Below are 13875 nucleotides of genomic sequence, written 5' to 3' on the forward strand. Positions count from 1 at the left end.
ACGGCTCGGGACCGGTCACAACCACGGCCAATGCTTCTTTACAGTCACTTAAGCGCGTCGGTACGCGCGGGCAACAGTCGTCATGGCCGATACTGCTCGAATGCGGGTGCTGTTGGTCGAAGACGACGACGGTGTCGCGAACGCCCTGGTGGAGGCACTGCGGGCGAACGGGCACCGGCCATCCCGCGTGCGCAGGGGCGCCGACGCGCTGATCGCCCACCGCGACGCCGACGTGGTGCTGCTCGACCTCGGCCTGCCAGACCAGGACGGCCTGGAGGTGCTGCGCAAGCTCCGCAAGATCGATCCGGTGCCGGTCCTCGTGCTGACGGCACGGGGTGACGAGCGCACGGTCGTCAGGGGGCTCCGGCTCGGTGCGGACGACTACCTGGTGAAGCCGGTGCGGCTGGCCGAGCTCCTGGCCCGGATCGACGCGGTGGCCCGGCGCAGCGCGGCTCGTCAGCAGGAGCCGGACGACGTGGTGCGGGTGTCCGACGTGGAGATCGACCTGCAGAGCCGTCAGGTGCTGGTCGGCGGGCGGCAGATCTCGTTGACCACCAAGGAGTTCGACGTGCTGGCCGTGCTCGCGAAACGGCCGGGCACGGCGGTGAGCCGGCAGCAGTTGATGGACGAGGTGTGGGGCAACGCGTTCGTGGCGGTGTCGCGGACGCTCGACGTGCACCTCACGCAGTTGCGCGCCAAGCTCGACCGGCCGGGGCTGCTGCACACGATCCGCGGTTTCGGCTACCGGCTCGGTGAATAGATGCGGCAACGGCTTCTGTTGGTGCTGCTGCTCTTCTCGCTCTCGGCCGTCACGGCGTTCGCCTTCCCGCTGTTGATGAGCACGGCGTCGGAGCGCACCCAGCAGTTCGTGATCAGCCGCACCGCCGACCTCGACCGGTTCGCCACGCTGCCCACCGACGTCGTGGCGTCCGAGGCCGAGCGCTACGCCGAGGTCTACGGCGAGGAGATCGTGGTCGTGGACGCGGCCGGCACGCCGATCGTCGAGTCGGGCATGTCGGCGGACGACGTGTCGGCGCAGATCGACGCCGCGCTGCGCAACCAACCCGCGAAGCAGGTGCCGACCGTGCTGCCGTGGAGCGGCGGTGACGTCCTGTTCGCGCGGCCCGTCGGCATCGGCACGAAGGTCGCGGGCGCCGTGGTGCTCAGGGCTTCCACGAAGGTGGCCGCGCTCGACGTGGCACGGCGGTGGGCGATCGTGCTGGCCGGGGCGTTGCTGGCGGCCTGCGCGTGCGTGTTGCTCGCGCTAGTTGTGTCACGTTGGCTGCTCAGGCCGTTGAAGGAACTCGACCGGGGTGTGCGGGCGGTCGCGGAGGGGCAGCGGCGCACGCACGTCGCCGACACCACCGGACCGGCCGAGCTGCGGGCGTTGTCGGAGTCGTTCAACCGCATGTCCGACGCCGTCGCCGAGGCCGCCGACCAGCAACGACGCCTGATCGCCGACGCCTCGCACCAGCTGCGCAACCCCATGGCGGCGCTGCGGATCAGGGTCGACATGCTGCCGTCCAACGGCTCGCTGCTGACCGAGGTCGAACGCCTGGAGTCGTTGCTGGACGGCCTCCTGGCGCTGGCCTCGGCCGAGAGCACCGCCACCGAACGCGCCGCGGGCGGCGTCGAACCGGAACTCGCCGACCTCCAGGTCGTGGCCCACGACCGGGTCGACGCGTGGCGGGCGGCGGCCCAGGCGGAGGGCGTCACGATCACCGTCGACGACCGCGCGCCCGGACTGGTGCAGTGCGCGGTGTCGGACCTCGCTCAGGTGCTGGACGTGTTGCTGGACAACGCCATCAGGTACGGCGCCTCGGAGGTCACCGTGATCTGCGACCGCGCGACGCTGACCGTGCGGGACAACGGACCCGGCCTGTCCAAAAAGGACATCAAGCACGCCACCGAACGGTTCTGGCGCGGCGACGACTCCCGGAGGGGAACGGGACTGGGGCTCGCGATCGCGGAGCGGATCGTCACCGCGCACGACGGGAAGCTGAAGCTGCACACGGACGGTGGCCTGGTCGCGACCGTCGAACTGCCGAAGGAGCCGCTGCTGTGAAACGCAGAACGTTCCTCCTCGGCGCCCTGGCCCTCACCGCGTGCGGCACCAGCGAACCGTCCGGCACCATCCGCGTCGCGGGCGGCGAACCCGGCGGCTTCTACAACGACTTCGCCGCGCTGATCTCCCGCCTCTCCCCCAGCCCGCTGACCATCACGCCGATCGAGACCGGCGGCAGCGCGGACAACCTCAAACACCTCCGCGAGGGCACCGCGGACATCGGCCTGTCCCTCAGCGACAGCGCCCACATGGAACCCGGCCTCGTCGCGCTGGGCCGCGTCTACGAGAACTACCTGCAGCTCGTGGTGCTGAAGAACTCGCCGTACACGACGGCGGCGGACCTGGTCGGCAAGCCCGTGTCGCTCGGTGCCGACGGGTCCGGCGCCGCCTTGCAGGGCAGCAGGCTCGCGCTGGGCGTGCGGGAGGAGCACTACCCGTTGCGCAACGCCGTCGACGCCCTGAAGGCGGGCGAGATCGCCGCCCTGCTGTGGTCCGGCGGCGTCCCGACCCCGGAGCTCGACAAGGCCAGCGGCATCAGGCTGCTGCCGCTGGACGGTTTCCTGTCGATGCTGCGGCAGGACTACGGCAAGGTCTACGAACGGGTGGACGTCCGCATGGGCGTCTACGGCTCCTCCGTCGACGTCCCCACCATCGGCACGCCGAACCTGATCGTGTGCCGGCCGGACCTGAGCTCCGAGCACGCGGGCGCCGTGGTGCGGCTGCTGGTGGGCAGGGCCGCCGAACTGGTGCCGGAGCAGGCGCTCGGCACCCAGTACCTCGACGTGCGGAGCCTGATCGACACGGGCAAGGTGCCCCTGCACCCAGGGGCCGCGGCGGAATACAGGAGGTTGCACGGATGATCAGCACGATGGCGTCGGTCTCGCTGGACGGGTTCTTCGAGGGCCCGGACCACGACATCGACTGGCACCACATGAGCGACGAGCTGCACAGCCACATCAACGCCGAGCTCGCGAAGTTCGGCACGTTCGTCAACGGCCGCCGCAACCACGAGCTGATGCTCGCCGCGTGGCCGCACGCCGAGGACCACCCCGAGTGGCCGCAGGCGATGCGCGACTTCGCCCCGATCTGGCGCAACGCCCGCAAGATCGTCTACTCGCGCACCCGCCGGTTCACCGACTGGAACACCGAGACCCGCACCGAGGTCGACCCGAACGAGATCCGCGAGCTCGACGGCGACGTCATGGTGGGCGGCAACGAGCTGCTGCAGACGTTCTTCGGGCACGACCTGATCGACGAGGTCCGGCTCTACCTCAACCCCGTCGCGATCGGGAGCGGCACGCCGTTCTTCCGCAAGCCGAACGCCCTGGCGCTCAAGAGCACCAGGGCGTTCGACAACGGAGTGGTGGAGCTGATCTACGGAAGGCGTTGACCCAGCAGCAGAGCCGCCGCGGCCGCGAACATCGCCGTCAGGGTGCCGAGCAACAGCCACGGCTTCGACGCGTCCGCCTGCTTCTTCTCGTACCCGATCTGCTCGCCCAGGGTGTCGTACACGCGGCGCAGTTCCTCGGCGGAGGCGGCCTTGAAGAACTCGCCGCCGGAGATCTTCGCGATCTCCTTCATCGAGTCGTCGTCGACGGGCACGGACTGCTGCCGGCCCTCGATGTCGACCACGCCGTCCTCGGTGCCGAACGAGATCGTGGAGATCGGCGTCCCGGCCTTCTTCGCGTCCTCGGCCGCGTCGAACGCCTTGCGGGTGCCGACGGTCTCCTTGCCGTCCGTCATCAGCACGATGCGGGCGGGCGGTGGGCCCTCGGCGCCGCCGACGACCTTGCCGAACGAGTCGATCGACGCCATGGCGGCCACCAGCGCGTCGCCGGTCGCGGTCGACTGGGCGAGCTTGAGCCCGTCGATCGACTGGCTGACGGCCGTGCGGTCCGTCGTCGGCGCGACCAGCACGGTGGCCGAGCCGGCGAACGAGATCAGGCCCAGGTTGATGCCGGGGGTGAGGCCCTCGGCGAACGACTTGGCGGCCACCTGCGCGGCCTCCAGGCGGGAGGGCTTGACGTCCGTGGCCTTCATCGACAGCGACACGTCGACCACCAGCATCACGGTCGCCCGGTTGCGCGGGACTCGTTGCTCGGCGGTCGGACCGGCCAGCGCCACCGTCAGCAACGCCAGCGCGGCCAGCAGGAACGCCGCCGGGACGTGCCGCGACCAGCGTTCCCGCTTGGGCGCGACCTTCTCCAGCAGCTCCAGGTTCGTGAACCGCAGCACCCGCTTGCGCCGCATCCGTTGCACGAACACGTATCCGGCGGCGAGCACGACGACCGCCACCAGCAGCAGGAACCACCACGGGGCGACGAAGTTCGAGAAGCTCATGCGACACCCCCAGACCAGCGGCGCTTGCGCGCCACCACGAAACGAACCGTGTCGGCGATCCAGTCCGAGTCGGTCCGCAGCACCAGGTGCCCGGCGCCGGCGCGGCGCAGGCCCGCCGCCACCTCGGCCCGGTGTTCCGCGGCCGCGGCGTTGAACTCCTTGCGCAGCAACGCGGACGCGGTCACCTCGCGCTGCCGGCCGCTCTCCGGGTCGGACAGCACGACGGTGCCGACCTCGGGCAGGTCGACGTCACGCGGGTCGACGACCTCGATGGCCACGATGTCGTGGCGGGCGGACAGCGCGCGCAACGGCCGCTGCCACTCCATGCCGCCGAGGAAGTCGGAGATCACCACGATCAGGCCGCGCCTGCGGGGTGGACGGCGCAGTTGTTCCAGCAACGCCGCCAGGTCGCCGCGCGTGCCCTCGGGCGCCCGGTCGATCTCGGCGATCTTGCGGATCATGCCGCGCGCGTGCGCCAGGCCACCGCGCGCCGGGACGCGGACGTTCTCCGCGCCCGTCGACACGGCGGCGCCGATGCGGTTGCCGCCGCCGCGCGTCAGGTGCGCGACCGCGGCCGTCGCGGCGATGGCCAGGTCGCGCTTCTCGCAGGCGGCGGTGCCGAAGTCGAGCGACGGCGACAGGTCGATCGCGACCCACGTCTCCAGCTCGCGGTCGGCGACCGTCTCCCGGATGTGCGGGACGGTCGTGCGCGCCGTGACCGCCCAGTCCATCCGGCGCACGTCGTCGCCGGGCTGGTAGGTGCGCGCCTCACCCGGTTCGGTGCCCGGTCCCGGCACGAGGCCGAGGTGGTTGCCCTGCAGCAGTCCGTCGAGACGGCGCCGGACGTCGAGTTCCAGCATGCGCAGCGCGGCTTCCATCCGGACGCCGCGCAGGACGGGCGGTGCCCAGGACGGACGCTCTTCCGCTTTCTCCCGGCTCACGGCCTACCAGCCGGAACCGGCTGCTGCGGACGGGCCGACACCTGCGGCAACGGCACGATCTGCAGCACTCGCGTGATGATGTGGTCGATCGGCACGCCGTCGGCCAGCGCGTCGTACGAGAGCACCAGGCGGTGGCGCAGCACGTCCGGCACGACGTCCACGACGTCCTGCGGCAGCACGTAGTCGCGGCCGCGGACCAGCGCCAGGCCGCGCGCGGCGGCGATGATGCCGAGCGACGCGCGCGGCGAGGCACCGTAGGCGACCCAGCCGGCGACGTCGGTGAGGCCGTGCTCGGCGGGCGCGCGGGTCGCGATCACCAGGCGCACCACGTAGTCGACGAGAGCGTGGTGGACGAAGACGCGCGACGCCACGCCCTGCAGGCGCACCAGTTCCTCCGGCGAGAGGACCTGGTTCGGCGTGGGCGCCTCGACGCCCATGCGGTAGACGATCTCGCGCTCTTCCTCGGCGGTCGGGTACTCGACCTGGATCTTGAACAGGAACCGGTCGCGCTGCGCCTCGGGCAGCGGGTACACGCCCTCGTTCTCGATCGGGTTCTGCGTCGCCAGCACGAGGAACGGGTTCGGCATCGGGAAGGTCTTGCCGCCGATGGACACGTGGCGCTCGGCCATCACCTCGAGCATCGCCGACTGCACCTTGGCGGGCGCGCGGTTGATCTCGTCGGCGAGCACGAAGTTCGCGACGACGGGACCGAGCTCGACGTCGAACGCCTCGGTGGACTGGCGGTAGATGCGGGTGCCGAGGATGTCGGCGGGCACCAGGTCGGGGGTGAACTGCACGCGCGAGAACGAGCCGCCGACCACGCGGGCGAACGTCTCGACGGCGAGCGTCTTCGCGACACCCGGCACACCTTCGAGCAGCAGATGGCCCTTGGCCAGCAGACCCACGAGCATCCGCTCGACGAGCCGGTCCTGGCCGACGATCACCCGCTTCACCTCGAACACGGTGCGTTCGAGCAGCTGGGCGTCACGAGCCGGGGTGACGGGCGCCGATGCGTTCGGCGTTGCCTCGGCGGCGGGCTCGGTCACGTGCGGGCCTCCATGCAGAACAGGGTTTTACCGATCGTTGAACAGTCTTACCCTTCCGCTGTTCAACCGCTGTGAAGGGTGTCCAGGTCGGCGGGCGTGTCGACGTCCTGCGCCTCACCGGGCAAAGCGGACACTTCGACGGGGTCGAGCCTCAGCAGAGTCTTGCGCAGGGGCAGGTTCCGCGGATCTTCGGGTAGGGCGGCGCGCAGTTCGGCGGTGTTCCAGAACCCGATCAGCCACTGGACGCGGTCGTCCTTCAGCACGGCGTTGCGGCCGGCCTCCCGCAGCCTGGCGATCGTGTCCGTCGTGAGCCCCGGCTGATCGACGGCGAGCACCGCGACCCACTCCTCGGTGATCTTCGCGAGCCCGGCGGCGAGCCCCGCGAGCGGCCCTCCGCCCGGCGGGTCCTCGCGTGCCCAGACGACCCCGGGAAGATCCTTCTCCGGCCCGACCACGACCTTCTGCGCCGCATCCTCCACAACGGACAGAACGTGGTCGAGCAGTGTGGCGTCCCGATAGGACAGTGCGGCCTTGTCGACGCCGCCGAGCCGTTCGCCCTTGCCGCCGGTCAGGACGATCACCGCGTACGTCACGACCGGCCTCCGAGGTGCGCGGCGACGCCTTCCAGGAACAGGTGCAGGCCGAAGTCGAACTCGGCGGCCACGTCGTCGGCGTCGAAGAGGTCGTCCTCGTCGAAGACACCGGCCGCGACGATCTTGGCGAGCGCGGGCATCCTGCGCGCGTCGACGATCTCGCGCAGCCGCTGCCCGTACTGGCGGCTGAACTGGGCGGGGTCGTCCTCGAAGCCCTTCGTCAGCGAGACGCTCAGCCACGCCTCGCCGTGCACGAACGTCATCAGGCCCATGACCACGCCGACCTTCTCCCCCGGCTCCAGCGGCGTGCCTTCGAGCGCTCCGAGCGCGCTGTCGAACCAGGCGAGGCTCTTGGGACCGGTCGGCGGGCCGCTCATGGGGATCTGCAGGAACCACGGACGCCTGCGAACGCCTTTGAGCAGCTCCTTCGCCCAGACGCCGAGCTTGTCGCGCCAGTCGCCGTCCGGAAGGGGCGGCGGATCGTCGAACGCGGCGTCGCCCATCAACGCGAGGAGCTCGTCCTTGCTCTTCACGTGGCGGTAGAGCGCCATCGTGGCGTTGCCCATCTCCTGGGCGACGCGTGCCATCGAGACGGCGGCGAGCCCTTCGGCGTCCGCGATCGCGATGGCGGCCCGGGTGATGTCGGCGGCGTCGATGGTCGGCTTGCGCCCCCTTTTCATACCCCCTAGTCAAACAGATGCGTATGGCATACGCTAATTTGGGTTTTGCGTATGAGGTACGCATAAAAGGGGGTTCGATGATCGTCGAGACAGAGGGTCTGACGAAGAGGTACGGGGCGCAGACGGTCCTGAACGGCCTGGACCTGTTGGTCGCGGAGGGGTCGGTGCTCGCGCTGCTGGGGCCCAACGGCGCAGGCAAGACCACCACGATCCGCATCCTGAGCACGCTGACCAGGCCCGACGGCGGCGTGGCCCGCGTGTGCGGGTTCGACGTGGTCCGCGAGGCGGCCGCGGTGCGCGGCGTGATCAGCCTGACCGGCCAGTACGCGGCGGTCGACGAGGAGCAGACCGGCCGGGAGAACCTGGTCATGATCGCCCGGCTGCGCGGTTCCACCAGGCGGGCGTCCCGTTGGAGGGCCGCCGAACTGCTGGAGCGCTTCGAGTTGAGCGACGCGGCGGACCGGCGGGTGCGCACCTACTCCGGCGGCATGCGGCGGCGCCTGGACCTGGCGATGAGCCTGGTCGCCCGGCCGCGGCTGCTGTTCCTGGACGAGCCGACCACCGGCCTCGACCCGGTCAGCCGCACGACGATGTGGGACGCGATCGGCGACCTGGTGCGCGACGGCGTGACGATCTTCCTCACCACCCAGTACCTGGAGGAGGCCGACCGGCTGGCCGACCGGATCCTGTTGCTGCACAACGGAGGCGTCGTCGCGGACGGCACCGCGGACGCGTTGAAGAACTCGGTCGGCGGCACCCGCCTGGATCTCACCCTGGCGAGTGCGGACGAGGCGCGACGTGCTGGGGCCGTCGTCGGCGGGCTGGCCGACGGCCCCACGCTGAGCCTGCCGTCCGACGGCAGCGCCGTGCACGTGCACCGAGTGCTGGACGACCTGCTCAACGCGCACGTGGACGTGCTGCGGGTGTCCGCGCACCGCCCGACCCTGGACGACGTTTTCGAGACCTTGACGAGGGCAGCCGCATGACCGCTTCGCTGACGATGGTGGGCCGGAGCATCCGCCTGAGCCGCCGCAACCTCGACTCCGTGATCATGGCGATCGTCCTGCCGGTGATGATGATGTCGTTGTTCGTGTACGTGTTCGGCGGCGCCATCAGCGCGGTCGACTCCTACGTGAACTACGTCGTGCCCGGAATCCTCGTGCTGTGCACCGGTTTCGGCGCCACGTCCACCGCGATGTCCGTGGCAGACGACATGAAGAAGGGCGTGGTCGACCGGTTCCGCTCGATGCCGATCAGCGGGTTCTCCGTGCTGACCGGACACGTCGTCGCCTCGCTCGCCCGCAACGCGCTGGCGACGACCGCCGTGGTGCTGGTCGCGATGCTGATGGGCTTCCGCCCCACGGCGTCGCCGGGTTCCTGGATCCTGGCGATGGGCCTGCTGGCGCTCTACGTGCTCGCGCTGTCCTGGCTCGCCGCGGGCATCGGCGTGATCGCCAAGTCCGTCGAGTCGGCCAGTCTGCTCGGGTTCTTCATGCTGTTCATCCCGTACCTGAGCAGCGCGTTCGTGCCGGTGGCGACGATGCCGGCGTTCCTGCGGGTGATCAGCGAGCACCAGCCGATCACGCCGGTCATCGAGACCGTGCGGGCCCTGCTGAACGACCAGCCCGTCACCTCGGGCTGGCTCGCACTGGCGTGGTCGGGCGGCCTGCTGGTGGTGGCGTTCGGCTGGGCCACCTGGTTGTTCGGCCGGATCAGCCGTCGTTGAGGTGCGCGGCGTCGAGGCGGGTGAGCTCCTCGGGGGTCAGCACGAGTTCGCCCGCCTCGACGTTCTGCCGCAGGTGCCCCGGATCGCCCGTGCCGGGGATGACCAGCACGTGCGGGCCGCGGGCCAGCGTCCACGCCAGGCGGATCTGCGCGGGTGAGGCACCGCGGGCGTGCGCGATCCCGGTGACCTCGTCGTCCTGCGCCGACGTGCCGGCCTCCTGGTTCGCGCCGGCGAGCGCGAAGAACGGCACGAACGCGATGCCGCGCTCCCCGCAGACGCCGAGGAAGTCGTCCTGCTCCGGGTGGTGCCCGAGCCCGTAGGAGTTCTGCACGCACACGACCTCGGCGATCCGTTGCGCCTGGTCGAGGTGGTGCGGCCGCACGTTGGACAGCCCGAGGTGGCGGACCATCCCGGCGCGTTGAAGCTCCGCCAGTGCCTCGAAGTGCGCGCTGACGTCGTCCAGCCCGCTCACCCGCAGGTTGACGACGTCGAGGTGGTCGCGGCCGAGCTGGCGCAGGTTCTCCTCGACCTGTCCCCTGAGCTGCCCCGGCGTCGCGAGCGGCAGCCACTCCCCCTGCGGCGTGCGGCCGGGACCGACCTTGGTGACGACCACCAGGTCGTCCGGGTACGGCGCGAGCGCGCTGTTGATCAGCTCGTTGGCCGAGCGGGTCGCGGAGAAGTAGAAGGCGGCCGTGTCGACGTGGTTCACGCCGAGCTCGACGGCCGTGCGCAGCACCGCGATCGCCTGCTCGCGGTCACGGGGCTCGGCACCGGGGCCGAACGCCGTCCCCCGCTGCGGCAACCGCATGGCGCCGAAGCCGATCCGCCGCACGGTGAGGTCACCCAGTCGCCACGTCATTGCGCCCACTGTGCCAGCCTTGACGTCGTGGGACTGTTCACGCTCGACGAGGCCCGGACCGAACTCGCGCGGCTGCTGCCCGTGCTGGACGAGATCGTGCGGCTGCGCGCCGACGCCGCCGAACTGGCCGTGGGCGGGTCGTCGCTCGGCGGGCTGCCGGAGTTCAAGGCCGCGCAGGCCCGGCTGGACGAGCTGATGGAGTCCGTGCAGCAGACCGGTGCGGAGCTGAAGAGCCTGGCACCGCTGCTCGTGGACTTCCCGTCGGAGATGGACGGCGTGCCGGTGCTGCTGTGCTGGCTCGAAGGCGACCGTGAGCTGACCTGGTACCACCGGACGGACCTCGGCTTCGCGGGCCGCCGTCCCCTTTAGGGCGCGAGGAGACCGGCGACCAGCAGGACGCCGACGAGCCCGGCGATCAGCCCGAGCGCCGTCAGGCAGCGCTTCACGGTGGTCCGGCCGGGCATGCGGTGCAGGATGATCCCCGCGGCCACGGTCAGCGCGCCCGCGATCGGGACGAGGGCGCGCCACGCCTTGTCCCACGTGAACGGCAGGTAGTCGTCCGCCCCGTACAGGGACAGGAGCAGGGCGGGCAGGCCGAGTCCGGCGGCGGCCGCGGCGGCGAGCGTGTTGAACCGTTGCTGCGCTTCGCCTTCCTGCGCGACGGCGAACGTCGAGACGCTGCTGAGCAACGCCTGCAGCCTCGTGACCTCGTCACCTAGACCGACGTCCATGGCCTCGCAGTGCCGCATGATCAACGTCGTGAACCGCCCCTCGCGGACGGCCTCCTGCGCCACGTCACGGGCGCGGCTCACGGCCATCGACAGCTCCACGAGCTGGGCCATGAGCATCCGCAGCGCGGTGTTCGCGCGCTGGGCCAGCAGGTCGGCGATCTGGCGTTCCATCTCGTAGCGCAGGCCGCGCAGCTCCGCCACGGCGTTCCTGGACCCCTCGGCGAGCGCCTTGGCGATCGTGAGCGCCTTCTCCCGCTCCTCGACGCGGTGCACGGGCTCGTGCAGCGTGCCGGCCACGTCCTCGGGCGACCAGGTGCTCTGCCGCCAGCCCTGCGCGTCACCCCACGCCGCCCGGATCACGACCTCGACGTTCTCCCCGTCGGTGCGCGCCTCGCCGACCAGGATCCTGCGGTGCTCGCCGGAGGTGATCCGCAGGAACGGCACCGCCGCCCCGCCGAGCCGCCCTTCGGTCAGCGAGACCTCCGCGCCCAGGTCGGGGTCCGCGGGCTCGCCCGCCAGGATGCGCATGTCCGCGATCTTCGCACGGTGACCGGATCCGTCCGTTCGTCGGCCGGGTCGTGCCTGTGTCGCGCCTGCGGGGTCCGCGAGGCTGAAGGCATGAAGCGAGCATTGATCGTCATCGACGTGCAGGAGTCGTTCCGGCAGCGCGCCAACTGGGCCGAGGTGTCGAACCCCGACGTCGCGGGCAAGGTGAACCAGCTCGTGGACATGACCCGCGACGCCGGTGACCTGGTGGTGTGGGTGCTGCACTCCGAACCTGGCTCCGGCGACGTGTTCGACCCCGCGCTCGGGCACGTGCGGCTGCTCGACGGGCTCAAGCCCCTTGACGACGAGCCCGTGCTGACCAAGACCGCGCACAACGCGTTCACCACGACGAACCTGCAGCAGACGCTGACGCAGCGCGGTGTGCGGGAGCTGCTGATCAGCGGCATCCGCACCGAGCAGTGCTGCGAGACGACCACGCGGGTCGGCTCGGACCTCGGGTTCGACATGACGTTCGTGACCGACGCGACCGCCACCATGCCGTTGCCTCACTGGCGCACAGGGAAGGTCCTGGGCGTCGAGGAGATCGTCGAACGGACGGAGTACGTGCTGGCCGGTCGCTTCGCGCGGATCTCGGATGTCGCTACGCTGACCGGATCGTGACCAGAGTCGTCTTCCTGCTCGTACCGGGAGTGCACCTGCTCGACCTCGCGGGGCCGGCGCAGGTGTTCTCCAGCGCCGCCGACCTCGTCGGCGGCTACGCGTTGTCCTACGTGGGCGACACGGACACCGTGCTCAGTCATCAGGGCGTGCCGCTGGGCGCGTCCACCGAACTGCCCTCTCTCGACGTGGACGACCTCGTGTTCGTGCCGGGCTGGCGGTCGCCGAAGATCGTGGGGACCGGACACCTGAGCGACCGCGCGTTGGCGTGGGTGCGCGCGCATCACGACAACGGCGGCACGGTCGCGAGTGTGTGTGCGGGCGCGGATGCGTTGGGGCGAGCGGGTTTGCTCGACGGGCGCCGCTGCACCACACACCACGAGTTGCAGGAAGAACTCGAACGGCGCTACCCCGCCGCACACGTCGTGCACGACGTCTTGTTCGTGGAGGACAACAGGGTCGTGACGTCCGCGGGCATCGCGAGCGGCATCGACCTCGCGTTGCACCTCGTCGCCGTTCGCCACGGACCCTCTGTCGCCGCAGCGATCGCACGCACGATGGTCATCTACGCGCGCAGGAACGGTGACGACCACCAGGCGAGCGTGCTGCTGCGGCACCGTTCGCACATCAACGAGACGGTGCACCGCATCCAGGACGTCATCGAGACACGCCTGACCGACCGCCTCTCGCTCGCCGAACTGGCCGTGCACGCCGGTTGCAGCGAACGCACCGTGACGCGGTTGTTCGGCCGCGCCACGGGCATGACGCCGTTGAAGTACCAGCAGGCGTTGCGAGTCGAACGGGCCGAACACCTCATCGGGCAGGGCGCCACGGTCGAGACCGCCGCGCGCAACGTCGGCTTCGAGGACGCCCGCATGCTGCGCCGCCTGCGTTCCCGCTGAGCCGCACGCGTGCGGCCGTCCACAGTCGACGGAACACCCTTGCACGCCACCGGAAGCGGCCTAAGCTGGCCGCGTGACCACTCTGGCGAACCGCCCCAACACAGCGTTGCTCGTGATCGACGTGCAGAACGGCGTGGTGAACCACGCCCACAACCGCGACGAGGTCGTCGCCAACGTCGCCGCCCTCGTCGACAAGGCGCGCGCGGCCGGCGTCGACGTGGTGTGGGTGCAGCACAGCAACCCCGAGCACATGCCGAAGGAGTCCGACGGCTGGCAGTTCGTGCCCGAGCTGAAGCTCGCCGACGGCGAACCGGTGGTGCACAAGACCTACGCCGACTCGTTCGAGGCGACCGACCTCGAAGAAGTGCTGGCGGGCAAGGGGATCGGCAGTCTCGTGGTGTCCGGCGCGCAGACCGACGAGTGCATCCGCTCGACGCTGCACGGCGCCATCGTGCGCGGCTACGACGCCCGGCTCGTGAGCGACGCGCACACCACGGAGGACCTGTCGGAGTGGGGCGCGCCCACGCCGGACAAGGTCATCGCGCACACCAACCTCTACTGGGAGAACCACACGGCGCCGGGCCGCACGGCGGGTGTCGTGAAGACCGAGGACGCCTTCAAGTCCTAGGGCTGGAAGATCTTCAGCTCGCCGGGCGTGAAGTAGTTCTGCGTCTGGGCGTCGATGCGCACGAGGACCTTCCCCCGGTCGTCGTCGAGGTGGACGACGGTGCCGACGTTGCCCGTCATCGTCGTCCCGGTCATCTGGACGGTGTCACCGATCTTGAAGTCACCCATGGTGAGCGAGCGTAACGACGAGTGCAGGCACCG

Annotated in this window: 18 protein-coding genes; 10 read left to right on the forward strand and 8 right to left on the reverse strand. The window is 70.5% G+C overall.

The window, feature by feature from the left end; translation table 11 throughout:
* The first annotated feature begins 100 nt into the window (after nt 1–100).
* The 4 genes from ACFWN2_RS14860 to ACFWN2_RS14875 are packed head-to-tail and all read left to right on the forward strand — an operon-like array spanning nt 101 to nt 3455.
* Entirely contained in the window at nt 101–760 is a 660-nt protein-coding gene (locus ACFWN2_RS14860; RefSeq protein ID WP_382427809.1) for a response regulator transcription factor, read from the forward strand.
* Nucleotides 761–2065, forward strand: a complete 1305-nt coding sequence (locus ACFWN2_RS14865) for an ATP-binding protein (protein WP_382427811.1) — start codon at nt 761–763, stop codon at nt 2063–2065.
* Nucleotides 2062–2925, forward strand: a complete 864-nt coding sequence (locus ACFWN2_RS14870; RefSeq protein WP_382427812.1) for a TAXI family TRAP transporter solute-binding subunit — start codon at nt 2062–2064, stop codon at nt 2923–2925. The genes ACFWN2_RS14865 and ACFWN2_RS14870 overlap by 4 nt, the downstream gene beginning before the upstream one ends.
* Nucleotides 2922–3455, forward strand: coding sequence for a dihydrofolate reductase family protein (locus ACFWN2_RS14875; RefSeq protein ID WP_382427813.1), 534 nt, complete (start codon nt 2922–2924; stop codon nt 3453–3455). The genes ACFWN2_RS14870 and ACFWN2_RS14875 overlap by 4 nt, the downstream gene beginning before the upstream one ends.
* On the opposite strand, the gene ACFWN2_RS14880 is transcribed toward ACFWN2_RS14875, so the two are convergent.
* The 5 genes from ACFWN2_RS14880 to ACFWN2_RS14900 form a co-directional block, all read right to left on the reverse strand.
* Nucleotides 3440–4405, reverse strand: a complete 966-nt coding sequence (locus tag ACFWN2_RS14880; RefSeq protein WP_382427814.1) for a VWA domain-containing protein — start codon at nt 4403–4405, stop codon at nt 3440–3442. The genes ACFWN2_RS14875 and ACFWN2_RS14880 overlap by 16 nt on opposite strands.
* Complete coding sequence (locus ACFWN2_RS14885) at nt 4402–5283, reverse strand: DUF58 domain-containing protein (protein ID WP_382428725.1); 882 nt, start codon at nt 5281–5283, stop codon at nt 4402–4404. The genes ACFWN2_RS14880 and ACFWN2_RS14885 overlap by 4 nt, the downstream gene beginning before the upstream one ends.
* A gap of 59 nt (nt 5284–5342) precedes the next feature.
* A complete protein-coding gene (locus ACFWN2_RS14890) occupies nt 5343–6392 on the reverse strand; it encodes an AAA family ATPase (RefSeq protein ID WP_382427816.1) in 1050 nt (349 codons plus the stop codon).
* A 62-nt stretch (nt 6393–6454) separates the two neighbouring features.
* Entirely contained in the window at nt 6455–6985 is a 531-nt protein-coding gene (locus ACFWN2_RS14895; protein ID WP_382427818.1) for a molybdenum cofactor guanylyltransferase, read from the reverse strand.
* Entirely contained in the window at nt 6982–7665 is a 684-nt protein-coding gene (locus ACFWN2_RS14900) for a TetR/AcrR family transcriptional regulator (RefSeq protein ID WP_382427820.1), read from the reverse strand. Before ACFWN2_RS14900 ends, ACFWN2_RS14895 begins: the two co-directional genes overlap by 4 nt.
* 77 nt (nt 7666–7742) lie before the next feature.
* On the opposite strand from ACFWN2_RS14900, the gene ACFWN2_RS14905 reads away from it, so the two are divergent.
* On the forward strand, nt 7743–8651 hold the full coding sequence (locus ACFWN2_RS14905; RefSeq protein ID WP_382427822.1) for an ATP-binding cassette domain-containing protein: 909 nt from the start codon (nt 7743–7745) through the stop codon (nt 8649–8651).
* Nucleotides 8648–9391 (forward strand): ABC transporter permease, encoded by a 744-nt coding sequence (locus tag ACFWN2_RS14910; RefSeq protein WP_382427823.1) that lies wholly within the window; start codon nt 8648–8650, stop codon nt 9389–9391. Before ACFWN2_RS14905 ends, ACFWN2_RS14910 begins: the two co-directional genes overlap by 4 nt.
* Here ACFWN2_RS14910 and ACFWN2_RS14915 read toward each other — a convergent pair.
* A complete protein-coding gene (locus ACFWN2_RS14915; protein ID WP_382427824.1) occupies nt 9378–10250 on the reverse strand; it encodes an oxidoreductase in 873 nt (290 codons plus the stop codon). The two genes, ACFWN2_RS14910 and ACFWN2_RS14915, sit on opposite strands and share 14 nt — an antisense overlap.
* Before the next feature lie 27 nt (nt 10251–10277).
* On the opposite strand from ACFWN2_RS14915, the gene ACFWN2_RS14920 reads away from it, so the two are divergent.
* Nucleotides 10278–10619 carry a DUF2203 domain-containing protein gene (locus ACFWN2_RS14920; RefSeq protein WP_382427826.1) on the forward strand — a complete coding sequence of 114 codons (342 nt, stop codon included), beginning with the start codon at nt 10278–10280 and terminating at the stop codon, nt 10617–10619.
* On the opposite strand, the gene ACFWN2_RS14925 is transcribed toward ACFWN2_RS14920, so the two are convergent.
* Entirely contained in the window at nt 10616–11509 is an 894-nt protein-coding gene (locus tag ACFWN2_RS14925) for a hypothetical protein (protein WP_382427828.1), read from the reverse strand. The genes ACFWN2_RS14920 and ACFWN2_RS14925 overlap by 4 nt on opposite strands.
* A 90-nt stretch (nt 11510–11599) precedes the next feature.
* Here ACFWN2_RS14925 and ACFWN2_RS14930 point away from each other — a divergent pair, with 90 nt between their 5' ends.
* The 3 genes from ACFWN2_RS14930 (at nt 11600) to ACFWN2_RS14940 (ending at nt 13675) form a co-directional block, all read left to right on the forward strand.
* Nucleotides 11600–12148: a cysteine hydrolase family protein gene (locus tag ACFWN2_RS14930; RefSeq protein ID WP_382427830.1), complete on the forward strand. Its 549-nt coding sequence runs from the start codon at nt 11600–11602 to the stop codon at nt 12146–12148.
* Nucleotides 12145–13047: a GlxA family transcriptional regulator gene (locus ACFWN2_RS14935; protein ID WP_382427832.1), complete on the forward strand. Its 903-nt coding sequence runs from the start codon at nt 12145–12147 to the stop codon at nt 13045–13047. The genes ACFWN2_RS14930 and ACFWN2_RS14935 overlap by 4 nt, the downstream gene beginning before the upstream one ends.
* 73 nt (nt 13048–13120) lie before the next feature.
* Nucleotides 13121–13675, forward strand: coding sequence for a cysteine hydrolase family protein (locus ACFWN2_RS14940; protein ID WP_382427834.1), 555 nt, complete (start codon nt 13121–13123; stop codon nt 13673–13675).
* On the opposite strand, the gene ACFWN2_RS14945 is transcribed toward ACFWN2_RS14940, so the two are convergent.
* On the reverse strand, nt 13672–13842 hold the full coding sequence (locus ACFWN2_RS14945; RefSeq protein WP_382427836.1) for a hypothetical protein: 171 nt from the start codon (nt 13840–13842) through the stop codon (nt 13672–13674). The genes ACFWN2_RS14940 and ACFWN2_RS14945 overlap by 4 nt on opposite strands.
* Between the last annotated feature and the right edge of the window lie 33 nt (nt 13843–13875).

Source organism: Lentzea sp. NPDC058436, from assembly GCF_042721515.1.
Classification (GTDB): Bacteria; Actinomycetota; Actinomycetes; order Mycobacteriales; family Pseudonocardiaceae; genus Lentzea.